This window comes from Paralcaligenes ureilyticus (assembly GCF_004346225.1).
GTDB classification, from domain to species: domain Bacteria; phylum Pseudomonadota; class Gammaproteobacteria; order Burkholderiales; family Burkholderiaceae_B; genus Paralcaligenes; species Paralcaligenes ureilyticus.
Map to the genome: position 1 here is coordinate 129,530 of NZ_SMAJ01000001.1, position 19,114 is coordinate 148,643.

Below are 19,114 nucleotides of genomic sequence, written 5' to 3' on the forward strand. Positions count from 1 at the left end.
TGATGCAATGGTAAACACTACTTTTAATCGGGCCGCCCCGCAAACACAACTGTTTCCGGTTCCGGCATTTACCGACAACTATATATGGCTGCTCAGCCGGGCGGGCCACGCGGTCGTGGTCGACCCGGGCGAATCGGCGCCTGTCGAGGCGCATCTGGCCCAACAGCACCTTACGCTGGACGCCATTCTACTCACCCATCATCACGGCGACCACGTGGGCGGCGCCCTTGCCCTGCAAAAAAACACCGGCGCCCGCGTCTATGGTCCGGCCACCGAGTCGCTGCCCGTATGCGATCAGCGTCTGCGCGAGGGGGACGCCGTCGTCCTGGAAAACCTAGATCTGCATCTTGAAGTGCTGGATATACCCGGCCATACCGCCGGGCACATTGCTTATTTCGGCCCATTTAATCAGGGAAAACACCTACTTTTTTGCGGCGATACGCTATTTTCTGCCGGTTGTGGGCGATTATTTGAAGGTACCCCTGCCCAAATGCTCGATTCTCTGGGTAAACTTAGGGCTTTACCGCTGGATACACTTGTTTGCTGCGGGCACGAGTACACTCTTGCCAACTTACGTTGGGCGCTGCAAGTGGAACCCGGCAATGCGGTTTTGCACCAAAGGTGGGCGTCTGCACAAGAGCAACGCGCCAAAGGCTTGCCCACGCTGCCTTCCACTATCGGTGCGGAACTTGATATCAACCCTTTTTTTCGTACGCAACAAGACAGTGTATCCCGTGCCGCGGCAGCTCATATCGGCCAGCGCCTGGATTCGACTTTAGCCGTTTTTACGGAGCTACGTGAATGGAAAAACAACTTTAAATGAATCGCCGATGAAATGCCTGCGACTATTCATTCTGCTCATAACAGCAGTTTTGGCCGGCTGCGCCACTAATTCTTCGTACAACTCAGCCGCCTGGCAAAAACATTCGTACACGGCCGCCGAAACATCTCGCACGGTCGACCTAACCCACCCACCTCGGGATATGTGGGATCGAATTCGCCGCGGCTTTGCCATCCCCAATCTGAATAACGCTCTGACCCAGCAATGGACGGACTACTACGCCTCCCATCCAGAATCGATCCAGCGCATGAGCGAGCGCGCCAGCAAATATCTTTATTACGTGGTGCAAGAGATCAATCGCCGCGGCCTGCCTACCGAACTGGCCCTGCTGCCGTTTGTCGAAAGCGCCTACAACCCTACCGCCTATTCCAGAGCCAAGGCCTCGGGGCTATGGCAGTTCATCCCCAGCACCGGCCTGCACTACAACCTGCAGCAAGACTGGTGGCACGATGAACGCCGCGACCCGGTCGCCTCGACCAACGCCGCGCTGGACTACTTAAGCTACCTATACGAGCTTCAGGGCGACTGGTACCTGGCGCTGGCATCGTATAACTGGGGCGAGGGTTCGGTGCAGCGCGCCGTCACCAAAAATGTCAGTACGGGCGACCAGGCCGATTACACCTCGATCAACATGCCCGATGAAACCCGCAACTACGTGCCCAAGCTGCAGGCCATTAAAAACATAATCGCCAACCCCAAAAAATACGGCATCACGTTACCCGAGATCAGCAATACACCCTATTTCACCACCGTACAGAAATCGCGCGACATGGACATCGCCGTGGCGGCCAAGCTGGCCGAAATGTCAGTTGAAGATTTCAAATCGCTCAACGCCTCGTTCAATCGCCCCATCATGCTGGGCGAACATCACCCAACACTCCTGCTGCCGGTCAATCGGGTGGATATCTTCAACGCCAATCTGGAAGCCTACAAAGGGCGCCTGAGCTCCTGGCAAACCTATAGCGCCAAAAGAGGCGAGACTTACGCATCCATCGCCAAACATCACGGCATGAGCCTGGGGCAGCTGCGCGCGGTCAACGGCCTGAGCGGCACACGGGCCAAGGCGGTGGCGCAAACTCTGCTGGTGCCCACCACCGAAGCGGGAACAGGCGCGGGGATTCAACTGGCTTCGTTTGAACCGCCGCAAGACAACGAACGCGCACCGCACGCCACCCATGCCAATTACGATAGACGCCGCGATGTCGTTATTACACGGCACAAGGTCAATGTTCGAACCCACACGGTCAAACAGGGCGAAACGCTGTATAGCCTGGCCAAACGCTATAAGACCTCGGTTCAGGAATTGCGCCGGCTCAACAACTTGAAGAGTACCGCCCTGAGCCGCGGCAAATCGTTGCGAGTGCCCGGCACCAACGTTCGCGGCTAGCCGCCAAGCAGGCCACCGGCAACTCGATAAACACAGTAAAGGACTACACAACATGGGTTTCCTTAGCGGCAAGCGCATTCTGGTAACGGGCGTGCTTTCGAATCGATCCATCGCCTATGGCATTGCACGCGCCTGCCACAGGGCGGGGGCCGAACTGGCATTTACCTATGCGGGCGAACGATTCAAGGATCGTGTCGCCGAATTTGCCACCGAATTCGGCAGCGCCATCGTGCTGCCCTGCGATGTGGCCGACGACGCACAGATCGAAGCCGCCTTCTCCGGCCTGCAAACCCATTGGGATGGCCTGGACGGCCTGGTTCACTCGATCGGTTTTGCTCCGCGCGAAGCGATTGCAGGGGATTTTCTCGATGGTTTGTCGCGCGAGGGCTTTCGCATCGCCCACGACATTTCCGCCTACAGTTTCCCGGCCCTGGCCAAGGCAGCGCTACCGCTGCTCAAAGGGCGCAACAGCTCGGTATTGACGCTGACCTATCTGGGCTCCGAAAAAGTGGTTCCCAATTACAACACCATGGGCCTGGCCAAGGCCTCGCTCGAAGCCAGCGTGCGTTACCTGGCCACCGCGTTGGGGCCCCTGGGCATCCGCGCCAACGCCATTTCGGCCGGCCCCATCAAAACCCTGGCGGCCAGCGGCATTAAAGACTTTTCCTCCATCCTGAAATACGTCGAAGCCCAGGCGCCCCTGCGCCGCAACGTCACGATCGACGACGTAGGCAATGTGGCCGCCTTCTTGTTGTCAGACTTGGCGGCGGGCGTCACCGGCGAAATCACCCATGTCGACGCGGGCTTTTCCACCGTTGTTCCGGGCATGGCGTAAACGTCAAACCGGGAAACGCACGCCCACCGTCCCCGGTATCCAGGCCGGAAACTTACCCATGACCCGGCCAAACAACTCGGAATCCAGCCAGGCCCGCAGCCACGCCTGAAGCCTGGGCCAGGGCTGCGCCTCAAACCAATCCGCATCCACCCGTGCAAACTGCCGGACGAACGGCGCGATGGCCATGTCGGCCAAAGCCGCATGGGCGCCAAATAAAAACGGCTGCTGGTCCAACCGGGAATCGAGGTCGCACAACCAGACAGCCGCCGCATCTCGATACGCATCGCTGCGGCCCGCATTGTCAGGCCCCTCGCCCGCGTAACGCTGCGGATACTTATAGCGATCCAGCTGCGGCTTGAAGCGGTCGTCGCAGTCCGCGATCAGGGCCAACATCGCCGCTACATCCTGCTGCGTGGGCGACAACCATTTTTGCGGATCGTTTTGCTCGAGCGCCCAAAGCATGATATCCAGGCTTTGCTCCAGCACCTGATGGTTACCGGTAACGAGCACCGGCACCGTTGCCTTGGGCGATACCTCCAGCAACGCACGCGGCTTGTCGCGCAGCGCCACTTCGCGCAGCTCACAGGACAGCCCGCTGGCTGCAATCGCCAGCCGCGCTCGCATGGCATAGGGACAGCGACGAAAAGAATACAGAATGGGAAGGGGCTGTACCATCATTAAAGAAATCCAGCAGCGAAACTCTTATTCAATTTCCAAATCAATTGTGGGTTGATTGGGATGGCACCCACAAGGGGTGCCGCTACAAGCGACCGCCACGTTTTTGTAGACAGGTACATTTTTGTAGCGGCAGCCCTTGTGGCTGCCACCAATAAAAGCTGATGCTTAATTTGGAAATGAAATTATTCGTCACCACTTGCCGGCGCCTGCCTGGGCTCCATCCGCACGCCGATATGGCGCCGGTGCCGGCTTTTGGCCAATTCCACCTGCTTCTGGCGCTCTCTGAAACGCTGTTTCTGCTCTTCGGTATGCCGATCATGGCAATGGGGGCAACTGACTCCTTCGACAAAGAACTCAGACGCCTTGTCCTGGGCGCTCAAAGGCTGGCGGCAGGCTCGGCAGAGCTCGTAACTGCCCGGCGCCAGGCCGTGCTGTACCGAAACGCGCTCGTCGAACACAAAGCATTCGCCGTCCCAGCGGCTCTCATCGGCGGGCACGGTTTCCAGGTACTTGAGTATTCCGCCCTCCAGATGGTAGACCTCGTCAAAGCCCTGGGTACGCAAATAGGCGGTCGATTTTTCACAACGGATGCCGCCGGTACAAAACATGGCCACTTTGGGCTTTTTGCTTAGCACTCCGCCCTGGGCCGACTGTTCCCGCACCCACTGGGGAAACTCGGAAAAACTGGCGGTATGCGGATTGACCGCCCCGGCAAACGAACCGATGGACACCTCGTAGTCGTTGCGCACATCGACGACGACCACGTCGGGATCGTCAACCAGCCGATTCCACTGGGCCGGTTTGACGTAGACGCCGGCCATGGTGCCCGCGTGCACATTGGGCACCCCCATGGTGACGATCTCGCGTTTGAGCTTGACCTTCATGCGATAAAACGGCATTTCGTCGGCCCAGGACTCCTTGTGCACGAGGGTCGCCAGGCGTGGGTCGCTGCGCAAATAATCCAGCACCGCCGCAATCCCGGCCTGAGAACCGGCTATCGTGCCGTTGATCCCCTCTTCGGCCAGCAACAGAGTGCCCGCCACTTGATTGGCCTCGCAACACGCCAACAATGGCGCGCGCAATGCCCGATAATCGGCAAGATGAACGAATTTATAGAGCGCTGCAATCAAAAAACTAGCCATGAATAATGGGGACAGAGATATGAAACTTGACGCGCTATTTTACCGTTATACGTTATACGTAAGCGCAGCGCGAAAAGAATTGGCACCCACAAGGGGTGCCGCTACGGAAACGTACCCGTCGTTCATGTAGCGGCAGCCCTTGTGGCTGCCATAATCGTTAACAAGAAAAGCAGTATCTTCTCGCGTCGATGACAGGCACAAGGCCTGTCGCTACAAAATTCACGCGCAGGTAACAACAGCCATTTTCCGTAGGCCAAAGTATGACAAAAACGACAAGTCCTGGAAATTGTCGTAATTAGACAAGAACTCGTCTTTAATGGAACACACAACACACCTCTTTTAGCCAAGAATTGCAGGCATGATCTGTATTAATAAATGGTGATGGGCGCGTCGCCGCCAGGGAGAGCAAGCCATGAGTTCTTTACACGGTGACAGCATCGTCATCGACGGCCTGATTATCGCAAAATGGGACCGTTCAATTTTCGAAGACATGAAAAAAGGCGGGCTAGCGGCGGCCAGCTGTACGGTTTCGGTCTGGGAAGGCTTCCAGGAAACGGTCAACAATATCGCCGACATGAAAAAGCTGGTTCGCGACAATGCCGAACTGGTCACGCTGGTGCGCAGCACGGCGGATATCCGCCAGGCCAAGAAAGACGGCAAAACCGGCATTATCTTAAGCTTTCAGAACGCTCATGCTATCGAAGACCATCTCGGCAACATCGAAGCGTTTGCCGACATGGGCGTGCGCATCGTCCAGCTTTGCTACAACACGCAAAATCTGGTGGGCACGGGGTGCTATGAACGCGACGGTGGCCTCTCGGGGTATGGTCGCGAAGTCATCGAAGAAATGAACCGCTGCGGCGTCATTGTCGACCTATCGCATGTAGGCGCCCACACCTCCGAAGAAGCGATTCTCGCCTCCAAAAAACCGGTTTGCTACTCCCACTGCCTGCCCTCCGGCCTGAAAGAACATCCGCGCAACAAAAGCGACGCAGAGCTCAAATTCATTGCCGATCACGACGGTTTCATCGGCGTCACCATGTTTTCGCCATTTCTCAAGCGCGGCAACGAAGCCACGGTACACGACTACGTCGAAGCCTTCGACTACGTCATCAACCTGGTCGGCGACGATTGCATAGGGATAGGCAGCGACTTTACCCAAGGCTACGACAAGGGTTTCTTCGACTGGATTACCCATGACAAAGGCCGTTATCGCAGCCTTACGAAATTTGGCCCTGTCCTCAATCCCGAAGGGATCCGCACGATAGGCGAATTCCCCAACCTGACCCAGGCCATGGAGCACGCGGGCTGGAAAGCCTCCCGCATCGAAAAAGTGCTGGGCCAGAACTGGATGCGCTTCTACGACGAAGTCTGGAACGTTTAACCCTTTATTTTTTACCTACCGCACAGCCGGACAGAATCCTTCTTTGGAAATCTGCCGGCTGGCACGCACGCGTCCGGGAACCCACTATGCAGCCTCAAATACCTATCCACGTAGACGACAACACCGGCGTTTGGACCACCGACAACTTGCCCATGATCTATGTGCCCCGGCACTTTTTCACCAACAATCACATCGCTGTCGAAACGGCTTTGGGGCGGCAGAAATACGAAGAGATCCTTTATCCGGCCGGCCATAAGTCGGCCTATTTCTGGTGCGATAAAGAAAGCAGGCAGCACGGCCTCAAAGGCATGGATGTATTTGAACACTACCTGAAGCGTCTGTCCCAACGCGGCTGGGGACAGTTTCAGTTCGACGCTCACGACGCGCCTCATGCAAGCGCCACCATCCATTTGAAAAACTCATCCTTTGTCCTGCAGCAGCCCGACAAGGCAGGCAAGCTTTGCTATATGTACGCTGGATGGTTTGCAGGGGCCATGGATTGGGTATCGGACCAAAACGGCGTCGCGACCCGCGCGGCATCGCAAGAGACGCAATGTGCAAGCGAAGGCTTTGATCACTGCATATTTACAGTATCTCCCATTTAAAAGAGCCGTTATATGCGTTACGAACACCTTTTTTCGCCGCTCACCCTGAACAAACTGGTGCTGCGAAATCGAGTCGTCAGCACCGCCCACGCCGAGGTCTACGCGGGCGAAGGCGGCCTGCCGGGTGAACGCTATATTAAATATTACGAAGAAAAAGCCAAGGGCGGCCTGGGACTGGCCATTTGCGGCGGCTCCAGCCCTGTCTCGGCCGATAGCCCTCAAGGATGGTGGAAATCGGTCAACCTCACGACCGATGCCGTTATCGAGCCGCTATCGCGATTAGCCCAGGCCATGCATCGGCATGGCGCAAAAATCATGATTCAGGCCACGCATATGGGCCGCCGTTCGTCCTGGCACGGAGAGCATTGGCCGCACCTGGTCAGCCCATCGGGCATACGCGAGCCGGTACACCGCGGCAACGCCAAAATCATCGAAATCGAAGAGATCCAGCGCATCGTGCGCGACTTCGCCGCGGCCGCCAAACGAGTGCAGCAAGCCGGCATGGACGGCATAGAAATTTCTTGCGCCCATCAGCACCTGGTCGACCAGTTCTGGAGCCCGCGAACCAATTTCCGCAGCGATGAGTACGGTGGAAGCCTGGAAAACCGCATGCGCTTCGGCATGGAGGTATTTGGCGCGATTCGCGCCGCGGTAGGCACCGACTTTTGCGTCGGCATGCGCATGTGCGGCGACGAATTCCACGAAGACGGCCTGGATCACGAACAACTCAAGGAAATCGCCCGCACTGTGTCCGAAACGGGTTTGATCGACTACATCAGCGTGGTGGGGTCGGGCGCGGACACTCACAATACCCTGGCCAACTGCATGCCGCCCATGGCCTTGCCGCCCGAGCCCTTCGTGCATCTCGCGGCCGGCATCAAATCGGCCGTCCGCATCCCCGTCATGCACGCGCAAAGCATACGCGACGCGGGCCAGGCCGAGCGTATCCTGGCCGCCGGGCTGGTGGACCTGGTCGGCATGACCCGCGCCCAGATTGCCGACCCCCATATGGTCATCAAGATCCGCGACGGGCGCGAAGACGAGATCAAGCAATGCGTCGGCGCCAACTACTGCATTGACCGTCAATACCACGGCCTGGACGTGCTGTGCATACAAAATGCCGCGACCTCGCGCGAAAGCACGATGCCGCATGTCATCGCCAAGTCGAAAGGGCCAAAAAGAAAAATCGTGGTGGTCGGCGCGGGCCCCGGCGGCCTGGAAGCCGCGCGGGTCTGCGCGGAACGCGGCCACGAAGTCGTTTTGTTCGAACGCAACTCCGAAGTAGGCGGTCAGATATTATTGGCGGCCAAGGCGCCCCAGCGCGAGCAAATGGCGGGCATTGTGCGCTGGTTCGATCTGGAAACCAAACGCCTTGGCATCGATCGAAGAATGGGCACAAGCGCCGACGAACAGAGCATATTGGCTGAAAAGCCCGATATCGTCATTCTGGCCACCGGCGGGTCGAGCTTTACCAGCCAGGTCGGCAAATGGAATGTCGACCGCGGCTGGGCAGTGAGTGCCTGGGACATCCTGTCGGGCCGCGTGGCTCCCGGCAAGAACGTGCTGGTCTATGACGGGATCAGCACCCATGCGGGCGCAGGCGTGGCCGATTACCTGGCCAGCCGTGGCGCCGCAGTCGAGATCGTGACGCCCGACGTGAAGGTGTCGGACGATGTGGGCGGAACCACCTTCCCCATTTTTTACCGCCGCCTGTATGCCCAGAACGTCATCCAGACTCCCAACTATTGGCTCGATGAAGTCTACCTGGAAGGCGACCAGCACATTGCCGTGCTACGCAATGAATACACCGAAGAAAAAGAAGAGCGCGTGGTGGATCAGGTAGTCATTGAAAACGGCATCCGGCCTAACGACGAGCTGTACTGGCAGCTTAAACCCCAATCGATCAACCGCGGCCAGACCGATATCAACACCTTGTATGCGGCCCAGCCCCAGCCCTGTCTGGACGAGCTGTCGCACAGCGCCGACGCTTTCGCGCTATTCAGGGTGGGCGATTGCATCTCCATGCACAACATCCATGCAGCCATCTACGACGCATTGCGCCTGTGCAAGGATTTTTGATGATGCATTCCCTTGCCGCCGTGATCAGTGTGCTGTTCTGGATAGGGGTCATGGGCCTCGCGGTCGGCATTGGACGCCGGGCGGCGTTATGGCGCACCGGACGCGCCGCCGCGGTCAAATGGCAGGGTCTGCTCGCCATCCCGAAACGTTATTTCGTCGATTTGCATCATGTGGTGGCGCGCGACCCCTATATGGCGCGCACGCACATTGCAACGGCCGGCGGCGCCATCCTCGCCCTGCTGCTGGTCGGCGTGAATTACGGCCTGGCCTTGTATTCCCAAAGCCTGGACATCGCCATTGCGCTCGCCGCCCTGATCATGTTCACAGGCGTTGTCTTTGTCGCTTATCGCCGCGCGAAAAACAGGCCGAGCCGCCTGTCCGGGGGCGCATGGAATCGCTTGCCCTGGATGCTGGGCACGCTGGCGTTGGGGCTACTCCTGTTGGGCCTGCCCGCCCCGGGAGTCCAGACCGCCACCGCCTTTTCATACGTCATCAGCCTTTTGACCGTGTTGTTGCTTGTGGCCGGAGCCTGGGAACTCACCCTGGGCGCAGGCCGTGGCGGCCCCATGAAACACGCGATGGCAGGGCTGGCCCATCTGGCCTTTCACCCTCGCGTTGAACGTTTTGAAAAAAGCCCATCGACCAGCCCCACGGCACTCAAGCCGTTGAATCTGGATGACGCAGAACTGGGAGTGGGCAAGCCCTCCGATTTTCGCTGGAACCAGCTATTGAGCTTCGACGCCTGCGTTCAATGCGGGAAATGCGAAGAAGCCTGTCCAGCCTTTGCGGCGGAGCAGCCCCTGAACCCGAAAAAATTGATTCAGGACATCGTGGTCGGCATGAGCGGCACCACCGACGCCCACTACGCAGGCAGCCCTTATCCCGGCATGCCTGTCGGCCAGCATCATTGCACTACCGGCGAATTCATCTTCCCCAATTTGCTCGACCCGCAAACACTATGGGCCTGCACCACTTGCCGCGCCTGCGTGCAGGCCTGCCCCATGCTCATCGAGCATGTCGACGCCATCGTCGACATGCGCCGCCATCAAACCCTCACTCTGGGCGAGATCCCCGGCAAAGGCCCTGAAGTTATCGCCAACTTGCGGGAAACCGGGACGATGGGAGGTTACGACCTGGGAGCCCGCTACAACTGGGCGGTGGATCTGAACGTCAAAACAGCCAAAGAGACCGAAGCGGTCGACGTGCTGCTGATCGCCGGCGAAGGCGCCTACGACATGCGCTACCAGCGCAGCCTGCGCGCATTGGTCAAGGTCTTGCAGGCGGCCAAGGTGGACTTCGCCGTACTGGGCAAGCTGGAAACCGATACCGGCGATGTGGCCCGCCGCCTGGGCGACGAAGCCACCTTTCAGATGCTCGCCCATCAGCTCATCGCCACGCTCAACACCTTGTCGTTCTCGAAAATTGTCACGGCCGACCCGCATGTGATGCACTGCTTGCGCAACGAGTATCCGGCATTCGGCGGAAAGTTCACGGTGATGCATCACACGACCTTCATGGCCGAACTGATCGACACGGGCGCCATCCGCCCCAAGCCGCTGGAGATCGACCACACCTTGACCTACCACGACCCATGCTATCTGGCGCGTTATAACGGCGAAATCGAAGCGCCGCGGCGCGTGCTCAAAACGCTGGGCATTTCGATCACCGAGATGGAGCGCCATGGTGTCAATGGCCGCTGCTGCGGTGGCGGCGGTGGCGCCCCAATCACCGACATCCCGGGAAAGAAACGGATTCCCGACATCCGCATCCAGGATGCACGCGATATCAACGCCGGCACGGTTGCCGTGGCGTGTCCGGGCTGCACGGCCATGCTCGAAGGCGTTGTCGGCCCCAGGCCCGACGTACGCGATATTGCCGAGCTGGTCGCCTCGGCACTGGAACAATCATGAATCCGCCGCGCCGAATCAACCCTCGCCGTCCATTTATCGTCACCGGACAAGGGCGCAGGCGCTACACACTGGGCCAGACCGCGGTGGCCGGCGGCGAAATGATCCAGGCGGTCATTCCGGCCGTCGGGCCCGGTGCCGCCAAACCCCTGCGCCTGACGGGCGAAGCCCAACGCTGCATCATGACCGTCACGCACAGCGAACGAGGCGTACTGTCTCTGGAAGCGCAACAAGCCGTTGCAGCGGCAGCGTTATTGGCCGATGCGCACTGCGCCGTGCTGCTGATCGTGTTTGGCCCGCTGAATGAGGACACCGCCTTATTGGGAGCGGACCAGCTTATCGTCATGCCCGATGCCGACGTGTATGAACCTGATGTGAACACGCATATTCTGGGCGGCCTGATTGAACAGTTCGCGCCGACTCATATTGTCATGGCCGATAACGACCTGCCCGACGGCGATCTGGGGCGCCGCGTAGCCGCCCAATACACGCTGGGCATCGCCACCCATGTCGTTGAACTGACCGCGAATGCCGTTACGGTGTATCAGCAGCAAGGCGCCGTGTATGCGCGCCAGCCGCTGCCCCGCGTCATACTGCTCGACCACGACTGCGTCGATATGCGCCTGCCGTTTTCGGGCCAGGGCAAAGAAATGACCTGGACGCGCCCCGCTGCCGATCTCACGCCGCGATACCGCGACAGGGGCACCACCACGGTGCCGGCGCAGCACTTGTCGCTTGAAGAGGCCGATTTCATTATTTCCGCGGGCAATGGCGTGCAGGATCTGAACGGCTTTCACGCCCTGGCCGACGCGTTCGGAGCCGCCATCGGCGCAAGCCGCGTCGCCGTCGACGATGGGCGATTCACCCGCGACCAGCAGGTCGGCGCGACAGGGAAAACCGTCGCCTCCAGCGTCTACATCGCGCTTGGGATTTCGGGCGCGGTACAACATTTGCAAGGCATCAAAGACTGCCGTCACGTGATCGCCGTCAATATCGACGCCAGCGCCCCCATGGTCAAACGGGCCGATTTCAGCGTTATCGACGACACCCAGGCGCTTGCCCGGGCGCTGTGCGATGAAATCCACCTCGCGCGCCATCAACACACCGAGCCCCGGCCATGACCGATTCCACACGCCCATTGCGCGTGGCCGTTCTGGTATCGGTCGGCCGCCACCCCGTTTCAGGTGCTCCACGCTGGAGCCGCAACGACGCGCGCGCGCTAAGCCTGGCGTTTGCCCTGCCGCCCTCGCTCACGTCGATAGAAGTCATTCATGCAGGCAATGCGCAACATGCGGCGCTGGCCGATTACCTGGCGCTGGGCGTCAAGGCGCTCAACGTCGTGAGTGTGGCGCCCGATATCAATATCGTGCCCGCGCTGCTCGCGCGCGTTCATCACGCGGATCTGATTATTTGCGGCTCGCGGGCAGAAGGGCAAGAAGACAGCGGCATGGTGCCTTACCTCCTGGCCAACGCGCTCGACATGAATCTCGTGCCCAGCGTGCTTGAGCTGACCATCGCCCAGGATCGCGCCGTTGCCGAGCAATTCCTGCCCAAGGGGCGGCGCCGCAGCGTCGAGGTCGGTTTACCGACGGTCATCACGGTGCACCCGCTGGCGCCCCTTACGGTGCGCTACGCCTATGCACAAAAGCTGGCGGGGCGCATTATTGCCGCGCCGGCCCAGGCCCCGGCCATTGCGGGTACCGACTGGACTGTCGAGGCCATCCGCGCCAAACCCATTAAATTTGCCGCCCGCGAAAAACGCTCCGGCCATACGCGCATGCTATCGGCCACCACAACGGAAAGCCGCGCGGGGCAGGTGATGAGTCAAGGTAGCACACAGGAAAAAGCAGCAGCCGTTATTACTTACTTGCGCGAGCATGGTTTGATTGATTACTGAGGTCATGTTGACGTCCTCCCCGCCCTAAAGGGCGAGGATTCCTACCGCTAGCGTCGCACGTCCGCGACGGAGAATGTTTAACGCAGCGTTTACATCACGATCATGCATAGCACCGCAATCACTGCATACCCACTCTCTTATTCCAAGCCCTGCGATACCGTTAGGCCGCGAGTCGGGCAGTGCACCGCAACTCGAACAGGTTTGGGAGGTCAATCGTTCGTTCACTTCTTCCACCGTTGCCCCGTGCGTCATCGCTTTGAACTGGAGCAGGTTTCGAAAAGACGACCAAGCCGCGTCATTCACGCTCTTTGCCAGCTTGGTTTTGGCAAGCGCCTTGGCATTGACGTTGCCGACGGCGATGTAATCAAACTCGTTCACCAGTCTGTGAGACAGTTTGTGGAGAAAATCAGATCGGGCGTTTTTGATCTTCGTGTGGATCCCTGCGACCTGACGCTTCTTTCTGGCCCGCTGCGCGGTCGCCAGCTTTTCCTCCATCTGGCGAAAATGGCGTGGGTTGTCGATCTTCTCGCCGGTAGAAAGCGTCGCAAATTCCTTCAACCCCAGGTCGATACCCACACCGTTATGGATGGGCCGGGCGGGGGCATCAGCCACCTCAATCACGACGTTCAGGAACCAGTTGCCTTGGGCATCTCGCGCAAAGCACGTGCCGTCCCTGATTTTCCCTTCGGGAAGCGCTCGAGAATTAAACACGCGAAAAGTATGGCCAGCGAACCGGAAGGCCTGGCCGTGGCGCTTCAGCTCACGCCCCTTCAACGGAACCCATCCCAGCGAGCGCCTGCCGCGATAGCGAAGACAAGGGCGCCTGAATTGCCCACGCGATTTGGCATATTGCTCGCAGACCGCGTTGACCGTTCCCGAATGGATGCCAAGCTCTTTGCTGCTGCCCGTGGTCAGGACATTCAGGTCAAAGCCCGTTGGCCAGCGCTTGCGCCATTTGAGCGCGTGCTTTTGAGTGTCGTTGCAAAAATTCCAGACGAAGTTCACCGCTCGGGACTGCTTGTTGAGCATCCCGCTCAGGGATTTGACGCGGTAGCGGTAGACCTTCGTGCTCATTGGCGCCCCACCTTTTTTCAAGGTCTTATGCGCCTATCATACCTGTTTATTTATACAGTGCAAGCTGTCGCTTGCGCCCCTTACCTCCCCGGCCTGAACGCCGGGGTTTCACGGAGCACCTGATGAAAGAGACATACGTAGCGTGTGAGCCAGGCAAAACAAAGGTATCGCCGGAAATAGCGGCGCTGGTTGAAAACCGCAAACCGGGACATGCCCTGGATGCTCCCTTTTATATCAGCCCGGAAGTCTTCGAGGCCGACATGAAACTGATATACGGCCAGCACTGGATCTATGTCGCGGTCGAGTCCGAGATCCCTGAGCCCGGCGACTACATCACGGTCGACATACACAGAAATTCCGTGGTCGTCGTGCGCGATGACGACAACGCCATCAAAGCCTTTCACAATGTGTGCCGCCATCGCGGCTCACGCCTGTGCAACGAACACAAGGGCTCTGTGGGCAATATTGTTTGCCCCTATCATCAGTGGACCTACGACCTGGAAGGCAAACTGCTTTTTGCCGAGCACATGGGCGACGATTTCGACCGCAGCCGCAACGGCTTGAAGTCCGTCCATCTGCAAAACCTGGGCGGACTCCTGTTCATTTGCCTGGCGGACTCCCCCCCCGCCGACTTCGACGAGTTCAAGGCGGCGATGGAGCCGTACATTTTGCCGCATCAAATCAGCAAGACCAAGGTGGCGGCGCAAATCGATATCGTCGAAGAATGCAACTGGAAGCTCACCATTGAAAACAACCGCGAATGCTATCACTGCGCGGCCAATCATCCTGAGCTGACGGCGTCCATTTTTGAGTACGGCTTCGGCTATCAGGCCTCGCCAAGCAACCAGGCCATGCTCGAATCCTACGACCAACTGGTTCTGGAGCGATCCAAAGACTGGGAAGGCGGCTATGGTTTGCCTTCGATTGAAATTGAGCACCTGGATGGCAGGATCACTGGTTTTCGAACGCAGCGCCTGCCGCTGGACCAACATGGCGAATCCGAAACCCTCGACGCCAAGATAGCCAGTAAAAAGCTGCTGGGCGACTTTACTCGGGCAGACCTCGGGGCTCTTTCGCTCTGGACCCAGCCGAACTCGTGGCATCATTTCATGAGCGACCATATCGTGACGTTCCAGGTTTTCCCTCTATCGGCAGAGCGCACCATGGTGCGCACAACCTGGCTCGTGCATCAAGACGCGGTCGAAGGCGTTGATTACAACCTCGATAATCTGACCGCCGTCTGGAATGCCACCAACAACCAGGATCGCCACCTGGTGGAAATCTCACAAAAGGGTATCCATAGCGATGCCTACGTGCCTGGCACCTACTCTCCTTACACCGAAATCTATGTCGAAAAATTTTGCCGCTGGTACATCGAGCGCTTAACCGCCTTGATCAATGCCTGAACGGTACAGGCGGGAGCACAACATGGACGTAAGCACCAACCGAATAAACCAGGCCGGGTTCTGGGACAAGCTCCCGCCGGTGTGGGACAGCGACGACGAAGAATCGCTTATCTGCTGTTCCGTCACCGATGAAACGCATGACGTAAAAACCTTCGCATTCAGAACCCCGAAGGGCCATCTGTTTCACTTTTCGCCGGGGCAGTTTCTAACGCTTGAACTGGTTATCGACGGCGCGCCAATCAATCGCTGCTATACCATCTCGTCGCCCCCCACCCGCCCTCACCTGCTGACCATTACCGTCAAGCGAGTCGTCAACGGTATCGTATCGAACTGGCTGCACGACCACCTTAAAGCCGGCGACCGGGTGCGCGTTCTGCCGCCTTCGGGTGAATTTACCTGCGCCAACTATCCCGCCAAGAAATACCTGTTCCTGTCGGCCGGCTCGGGCGTGACCCCTCTGATGTCCATGTCCCGCACGCATAGCGATCTGGCCGACGATCGCGACATCGTTTTCCTGCATAGTGCGCGAACTCCGGACGACATCATTTTTGAAAGCGAACTCAAGCGGTTATCGTATACGCAGCACCATTTTCACACCCATTTCATCTGTGAACGAAATGGCGCGCGCCGACACTGGAATGGCGTCAACGGCTACCTGACCCTGTCTCTGCTGCAGCTGAGCACACCGGACTTCCTGGAGCGGGAAGCATTCATTTGCGGGCCCGAGCCGTATATGCGGTCGGTAAAAGGCATGCTCGAGGATGCCGGTTTCCCGATGGAGCACTACCATCAGGAAAGCTTCTCTTTTGAAACGCTATCCAAAACGCAGGATGAGCAATCGGCCGATGCCGTGGCCGATATCTCCGCCACACCGGGCATTGAACTGTTCAACGTGCAGTTTCAAAAAAGCCATCGCGAAATCACCTGCGTCTCCAGCCAAAGCGTGCTCGATGCCGCGCGCCAGTCGAGCGTGCGCCTGGCCTCGTCATGCACGCAAGGCATGTGCGGCACCTGCAAGGCCAAGCTTATCTCCGGTCAGGTCCACATGGAACACAAGGGCGGCATACGCCAGCGTGAAATCGACCAGGGCTATGTGTTGCTATGCTGCAGCCGCCCGCTGAGTGATCTGGTCATCGATAAATAATTCCGTTTCCAAATCAATCGCGAACGCGAAAGCGCAGACGTACCGGCACCCTCTGATAGGTAGCGGCACCCCTTGTGGGTGCCATCAATGAAATGGAATAAAGGCTAAGGCATTTTCGGTTGAAGTGCTTACGGAACTGAACGGGTTTCATGTCGCTCTTTTTTTAGCCGCTTTGGGTGGGGTCATCGTTTTGGGTGGGGTCATTCTATTAAGACGCCGCAGGGCGAGGGGTGGGTACCGTCCGGTCCGTCCAGCGGTCGTGGCGCTACGCGCCCCGACTGCCCGGGTCTGCCTCGTCCAGGCGGGCGTCGGGCGAATGACCGGACGGTACCCACCCCTCGCCCTACGGCTGCGCTGGTGAAATGCATCGGAGGATGTGTAGGGATGGCAGGCGCTTGGTCGAGTGAGGTCTACGGGCAGCGTGTCTACAGGCAACGTGATAGAGCCGGCTGCGGGCCAGTGAGTTCCAGGCATGCCACGCCCCGGCCCCCATAGACGGCGTCTTCAGATACCCAACCGACAAATACCCAAACATCCCGCACCGCATACCGTGTGACCAAAAATGCTCTAAAAACACGGAGCGCCGTCAATAATGACGGCGCTCCGGCGGACCAGCCTATTCCTGTCTTAATTTATACCGAATGACTCTTATTTTCCTACCCAACCGTTGACTTGCGCATCATTGTCGGCCACCCATTTCTTGGCGGCTACAGCAGGCTTCACGCCATCCTGAATCGCCACCATTACCGTGGCGATCTGGCCCGGCTTCCATTGGAATTTGCTCAGGAAATTCACCACCGGCTTGGCCTTGGTTTCAAGTTTTGGATTGATCATGACTTGAACATTTTCCGACGCGCCAAACACCCCCTTCGGGTCGCTAAGAAAACGCAGTTTGTATTTGCCGAACATCCAGTGCGGCTGCCAGCCCGTGACCACAATGTCCTTTTTGGCCCGAACCGCGCGATCGAGCGCGACTGCCATCCCTGCGCCCGAACTGGGAAGCAGCTTATAACCCAGGTCGTACGCCACGATGGCCTTTTGGGCCTTGTCCATTACCCCTGCACCCGCATCGATGCCGGTAATCACACCGTCAAAGGCGGTCTTTTCCGTTTTCAGATCCGCAACCGTCTTGGCCTTGACGTAGTCCGGAACGACCAGGCCGATCTTGGCGTCTGCTTCAACCGTGCCGACGAGAACGACTTGCTTCTTGAACTTTTTATAGTACTCGGAGTGCGTGACAGGCAGCCATGCGGACAGGCTCGCATCCAGATCGCCACGGGCCACGCCCGACCACATGATGCCGGCCGAAACGGGAACCAGCTTGACGTCATAGCCCAGCTTCTCGCGAATGATGGCCGCCGCAACTTCGGTCGTGGCCACGCTGTCGGCCCACCCATCGACATAACCGAGCTTGATTTCCGGCTTGCCAGCAGCCTGAGCCAGGGCCGCAACGCTCAACGTCGCAGCCAGGCCCAATGTTGTAAGTAGAGAGCAAACTTTCATAGGTAATCCTTTTTGTTTAAACATCAGTTAATAACAAAAAACGTACTGCCATTCGTCCCTAAGACCTCTATTGCCTCATGTAGCCAGCGGAAGAATTCTGAAATGAAGTATTGGTCTGGTGCAGACCCCAGCCGCGTTCCGAGCTGGGCGTCACACCGAACAATTTGCGATATGTCTTGCTGAAATGGCAGGCGGATTGAAAGCCGCAGGCAACGGTAATGTTCATCACCGACAAGCCGGTTTGCGTGAGTAGTTCGCGCGCGCGCTGGAGCCGCAAATTCAGGTAGTACTGGGTGGGCGTCACGCCCAGGTTTTCGCGAAACATTCTTTGTATCTGCCGCTGCGACGAATGCGACAATTCAGCCAGCTCACCCAGAGACAGCGGCTCTTCGATATTGGCCTCCATCAGGGAAGCCACTTCGACCAGGGCCTCTCTGACCGAACCTACGCGGGCCAGCAGCGGCACCCGCTGGCGATCCTTCGCATCGCGAATATGAGCCACTATGAACTGGCTCGCGATGGACGCCCGGATCTCGGCCCCCACCTTGCTCGCGATCAGGTGCAAGACCATATCCAGCGGCGCGACGCCGCCGGTGCACGTGATCCGGTTGCGGTCAACAACAAATACCTCTTCTTCGAATTCGACGGCCGGAAATTCCTGCCTCAGCACTGTCAGGTTTTCCCAGTGCGTCGAGCAACGGTAACCATTGAGCAAACCGGCTTTGGCCAAGGCATACGCGCCTGTGCACAGGCTGCCCAGAGTAATACCCTGCGCATCGAGATGGCGCAATGTGGACAGGATTTCCGGGCTGCTGGCCGCCCTGATCCCCGTTCCGCCGCACACAAAAACGACATCGGGCATATCCAGGTTATCGAACGGCCGCGTTGCGATGGCGATACCATTGCTGGAAACAACCGAATCGGCGTCCGGATTCAGGATGGACCATCGATATACCGACTTTCCCAGCAAGTGGTTTGCCATTCTAAGCACCTCTACCGCGCTTGAAAACGACAGCAGGGTAAACGAGGGCAGCAGCACGAAACCAAAGTGCGTGTAGTCGCTGATAGACATTGCAGGCCGGCTCATTTTCGTTCATCCATCAAATGGTTAAATTCAAACAACTTGGAAGCATGTTTCTTTATGGATAGCGTCTTGATTTTCAACATGGCACCCACAAGGGGTGCCGCTACAAAAATTGGGGTGCTGCTACAAAAGCTGGGGTGCCGCTACA

At 58.3% G+C, this 19,114-nt stretch carries 16 protein-coding genes; 11 read left to right on the top strand and 5 right to left on the bottom strand.

Features of this window, described 5'->3' with window-relative positions; genetic code table 11:
- Window positions 1-7 precede the first annotated feature (7 nt).
- From gloB to fabI, 3 genes are read left to right on the top strand one after another with little or no spacing between them, the layout of a single operon-like run.
- Window positions 8-823 carry a hydroxyacylglutathione hydrolase gene (gloB, locus tag EDC26_RS00680; protein WP_132579347.1) on the top strand — a complete coding sequence of 272 codons (816 nt, stop codon included), beginning with the start codon at window positions 8-10 and terminating at the stop codon, window positions 821-823.
- Window positions 824-830: 7 nt separating this feature from the next.
- On the top strand, window positions 831-2,228 hold the full coding sequence (locus tag EDC26_RS00685) for a transglycosylase SLT domain-containing protein (protein ID WP_132579348.1): 1,398 nt from the start codon (window positions 831-833) through the stop codon (window positions 2,226-2,228).
- 52 nt (window positions 2,229-2,280) lie between these two features.
- On the top strand, window positions 2,281-3,063 hold the full coding sequence (fabI, locus tag EDC26_RS00690; protein WP_132579349.1) for an enoyl-ACP reductase FabI: 783 nt from the start codon (window positions 2,281-2,283) through the stop codon (window positions 3,061-3,063).
- 3 nt (window positions 3,064-3,066) lie between these two features.
- Here the strand turns inward: fabI and EDC26_RS00695 are convergent, their stop codons facing one another.
- Together EDC26_RS00695 and trhO are read right to left on the bottom strand one after the other, a co-directional pair.
- Complete coding sequence (locus EDC26_RS00695) at window positions 3,067-3,738, bottom strand: glutathione S-transferase (protein WP_132579637.1); 672 nt, start codon at window positions 3,736-3,738, stop codon at window positions 3,067-3,069.
- Window positions 3,739-3,923: 185 nt separating this feature from the next.
- Window positions 3,924-4,883 (bottom strand): oxygen-dependent tRNA uridine(34) hydroxylase TrhO, encoded by a 960-nt coding sequence (trhO, locus tag EDC26_RS00700; protein WP_132579350.1) that lies wholly within the window; start codon window positions 4,881-4,883, stop codon window positions 3,924-3,926.
- A gap of 412 nt (window positions 4,884-5,295) precedes the next feature.
- Between trhO and EDC26_RS00705 the strand changes: the two genes are divergently transcribed.
- From EDC26_RS00705 to EDC26_RS00730, 6 genes are all read left to right on the top strand, one after another.
- Window positions 5,296-6,267: a dipeptidase gene (locus EDC26_RS00705; protein WP_132579351.1), complete on the top strand. Its 972-nt coding sequence runs from the start codon at window positions 5,296-5,298 to the stop codon at window positions 6,265-6,267.
- Between the two features lie 86 nt (window positions 6,268-6,353).
- Window positions 6,354-6,872, top strand: coding sequence for a DUF5943 domain-containing protein (locus EDC26_RS00710; protein WP_132579352.1), 519 nt, complete (start codon window positions 6,354-6,356; stop codon window positions 6,870-6,872).
- A gap of 12 nt (window positions 6,873-6,884) precedes the next feature.
- Complete coding sequence (locus tag EDC26_RS00715; protein ID WP_132579353.1) at window positions 6,885-8,951, top strand: NADH:flavin oxidoreductase; 2,067 nt, start codon at window positions 6,885-6,887, stop codon at window positions 8,949-8,951.
- Between the two features lie 2 nt (window positions 8,952-8,953).
- Window positions 8,954-10,861: a (Fe-S)-binding protein gene (locus tag EDC26_RS00720; RefSeq protein ID WP_425012182.1), complete on the top strand. Its 1,908-nt coding sequence runs from the start codon at window positions 8,954-8,956 to the stop codon at window positions 10,859-10,861.
- Window positions 10,858-11,979 carry an electron transfer flavoprotein subunit alpha/FixB family protein gene (locus tag EDC26_RS00725; RefSeq protein ID WP_132579355.1) on the top strand — a complete coding sequence of 374 codons (1,122 nt, stop codon included), beginning with the start codon at window positions 10,858-10,860 and terminating at the stop codon, window positions 11,977-11,979. The genes EDC26_RS00720 and EDC26_RS00725 overlap by 4 nt, the downstream gene beginning before the upstream one ends.
- On the top strand, window positions 11,976-12,755 hold the full coding sequence (locus EDC26_RS00730) for an electron transfer flavoprotein subunit beta/FixA family protein (RefSeq protein WP_132579356.1): 780 nt from the start codon (window positions 11,976-11,978) through the stop codon (window positions 12,753-12,755). The genes EDC26_RS00725 and EDC26_RS00730 overlap by 4 nt, the downstream gene beginning before the upstream one ends.
- A 24-nt stretch (window positions 12,756-12,779) precedes the next feature.
- Here EDC26_RS00730 and EDC26_RS00735 read toward each other — a convergent pair whose 3' ends face one another.
- On the bottom strand, window positions 12,780-13,829 hold the full coding sequence (locus EDC26_RS00735) for an RNA-guided endonuclease InsQ/TnpB family protein (RefSeq protein WP_132579357.1): 1,050 nt from the start codon (window positions 13,827-13,829) through the stop codon (window positions 12,780-12,782).
- Window positions 13,830-13,951: 122 nt separating this feature from the next.
- On the opposite strand from EDC26_RS00735, the gene EDC26_RS00740 reads away from it, so the two are divergent.
- Window positions 13,952-15,235 (top strand): aromatic ring-hydroxylating oxygenase subunit alpha, encoded by a 1,284-nt coding sequence (locus tag EDC26_RS00740; protein WP_132579358.1) that lies wholly within the window; start codon window positions 13,952-13,954, stop codon window positions 15,233-15,235.
- Between the two features lie 22 nt (window positions 15,236-15,257).
- On the top strand, window positions 15,258-16,379 hold the full coding sequence (locus tag EDC26_RS00745; protein WP_165930861.1) for an FAD-binding oxidoreductase: 1,122 nt from the start codon (window positions 15,258-15,260) through the stop codon (window positions 16,377-16,379).
- A gap of 648 nt (window positions 16,380-17,027) precedes the next feature.
- Here the strand turns inward: EDC26_RS00745 and EDC26_RS00750 are convergent.
- The gene (locus EDC26_RS00750) at window positions 17,028-17,882 is read right to left on the bottom strand and encodes a glycine betaine ABC transporter substrate-binding protein (protein WP_132579360.1); all 855 of its coding nucleotides are present in this window, start codon (window positions 17,880-17,882) and stop codon (window positions 17,028-17,030) included.
- 67 nt (window positions 17,883-17,949) lie between these two features.
- Window positions 17,950-18,969: a GlxA family transcriptional regulator gene (locus EDC26_RS00755; RefSeq protein ID WP_243700732.1), complete on the bottom strand. Its 1,020-nt coding sequence runs from the start codon at window positions 18,967-18,969 to the stop codon at window positions 17,950-17,952.
- Window positions 18,970-19,114 lie beyond the last annotated feature (145 nt).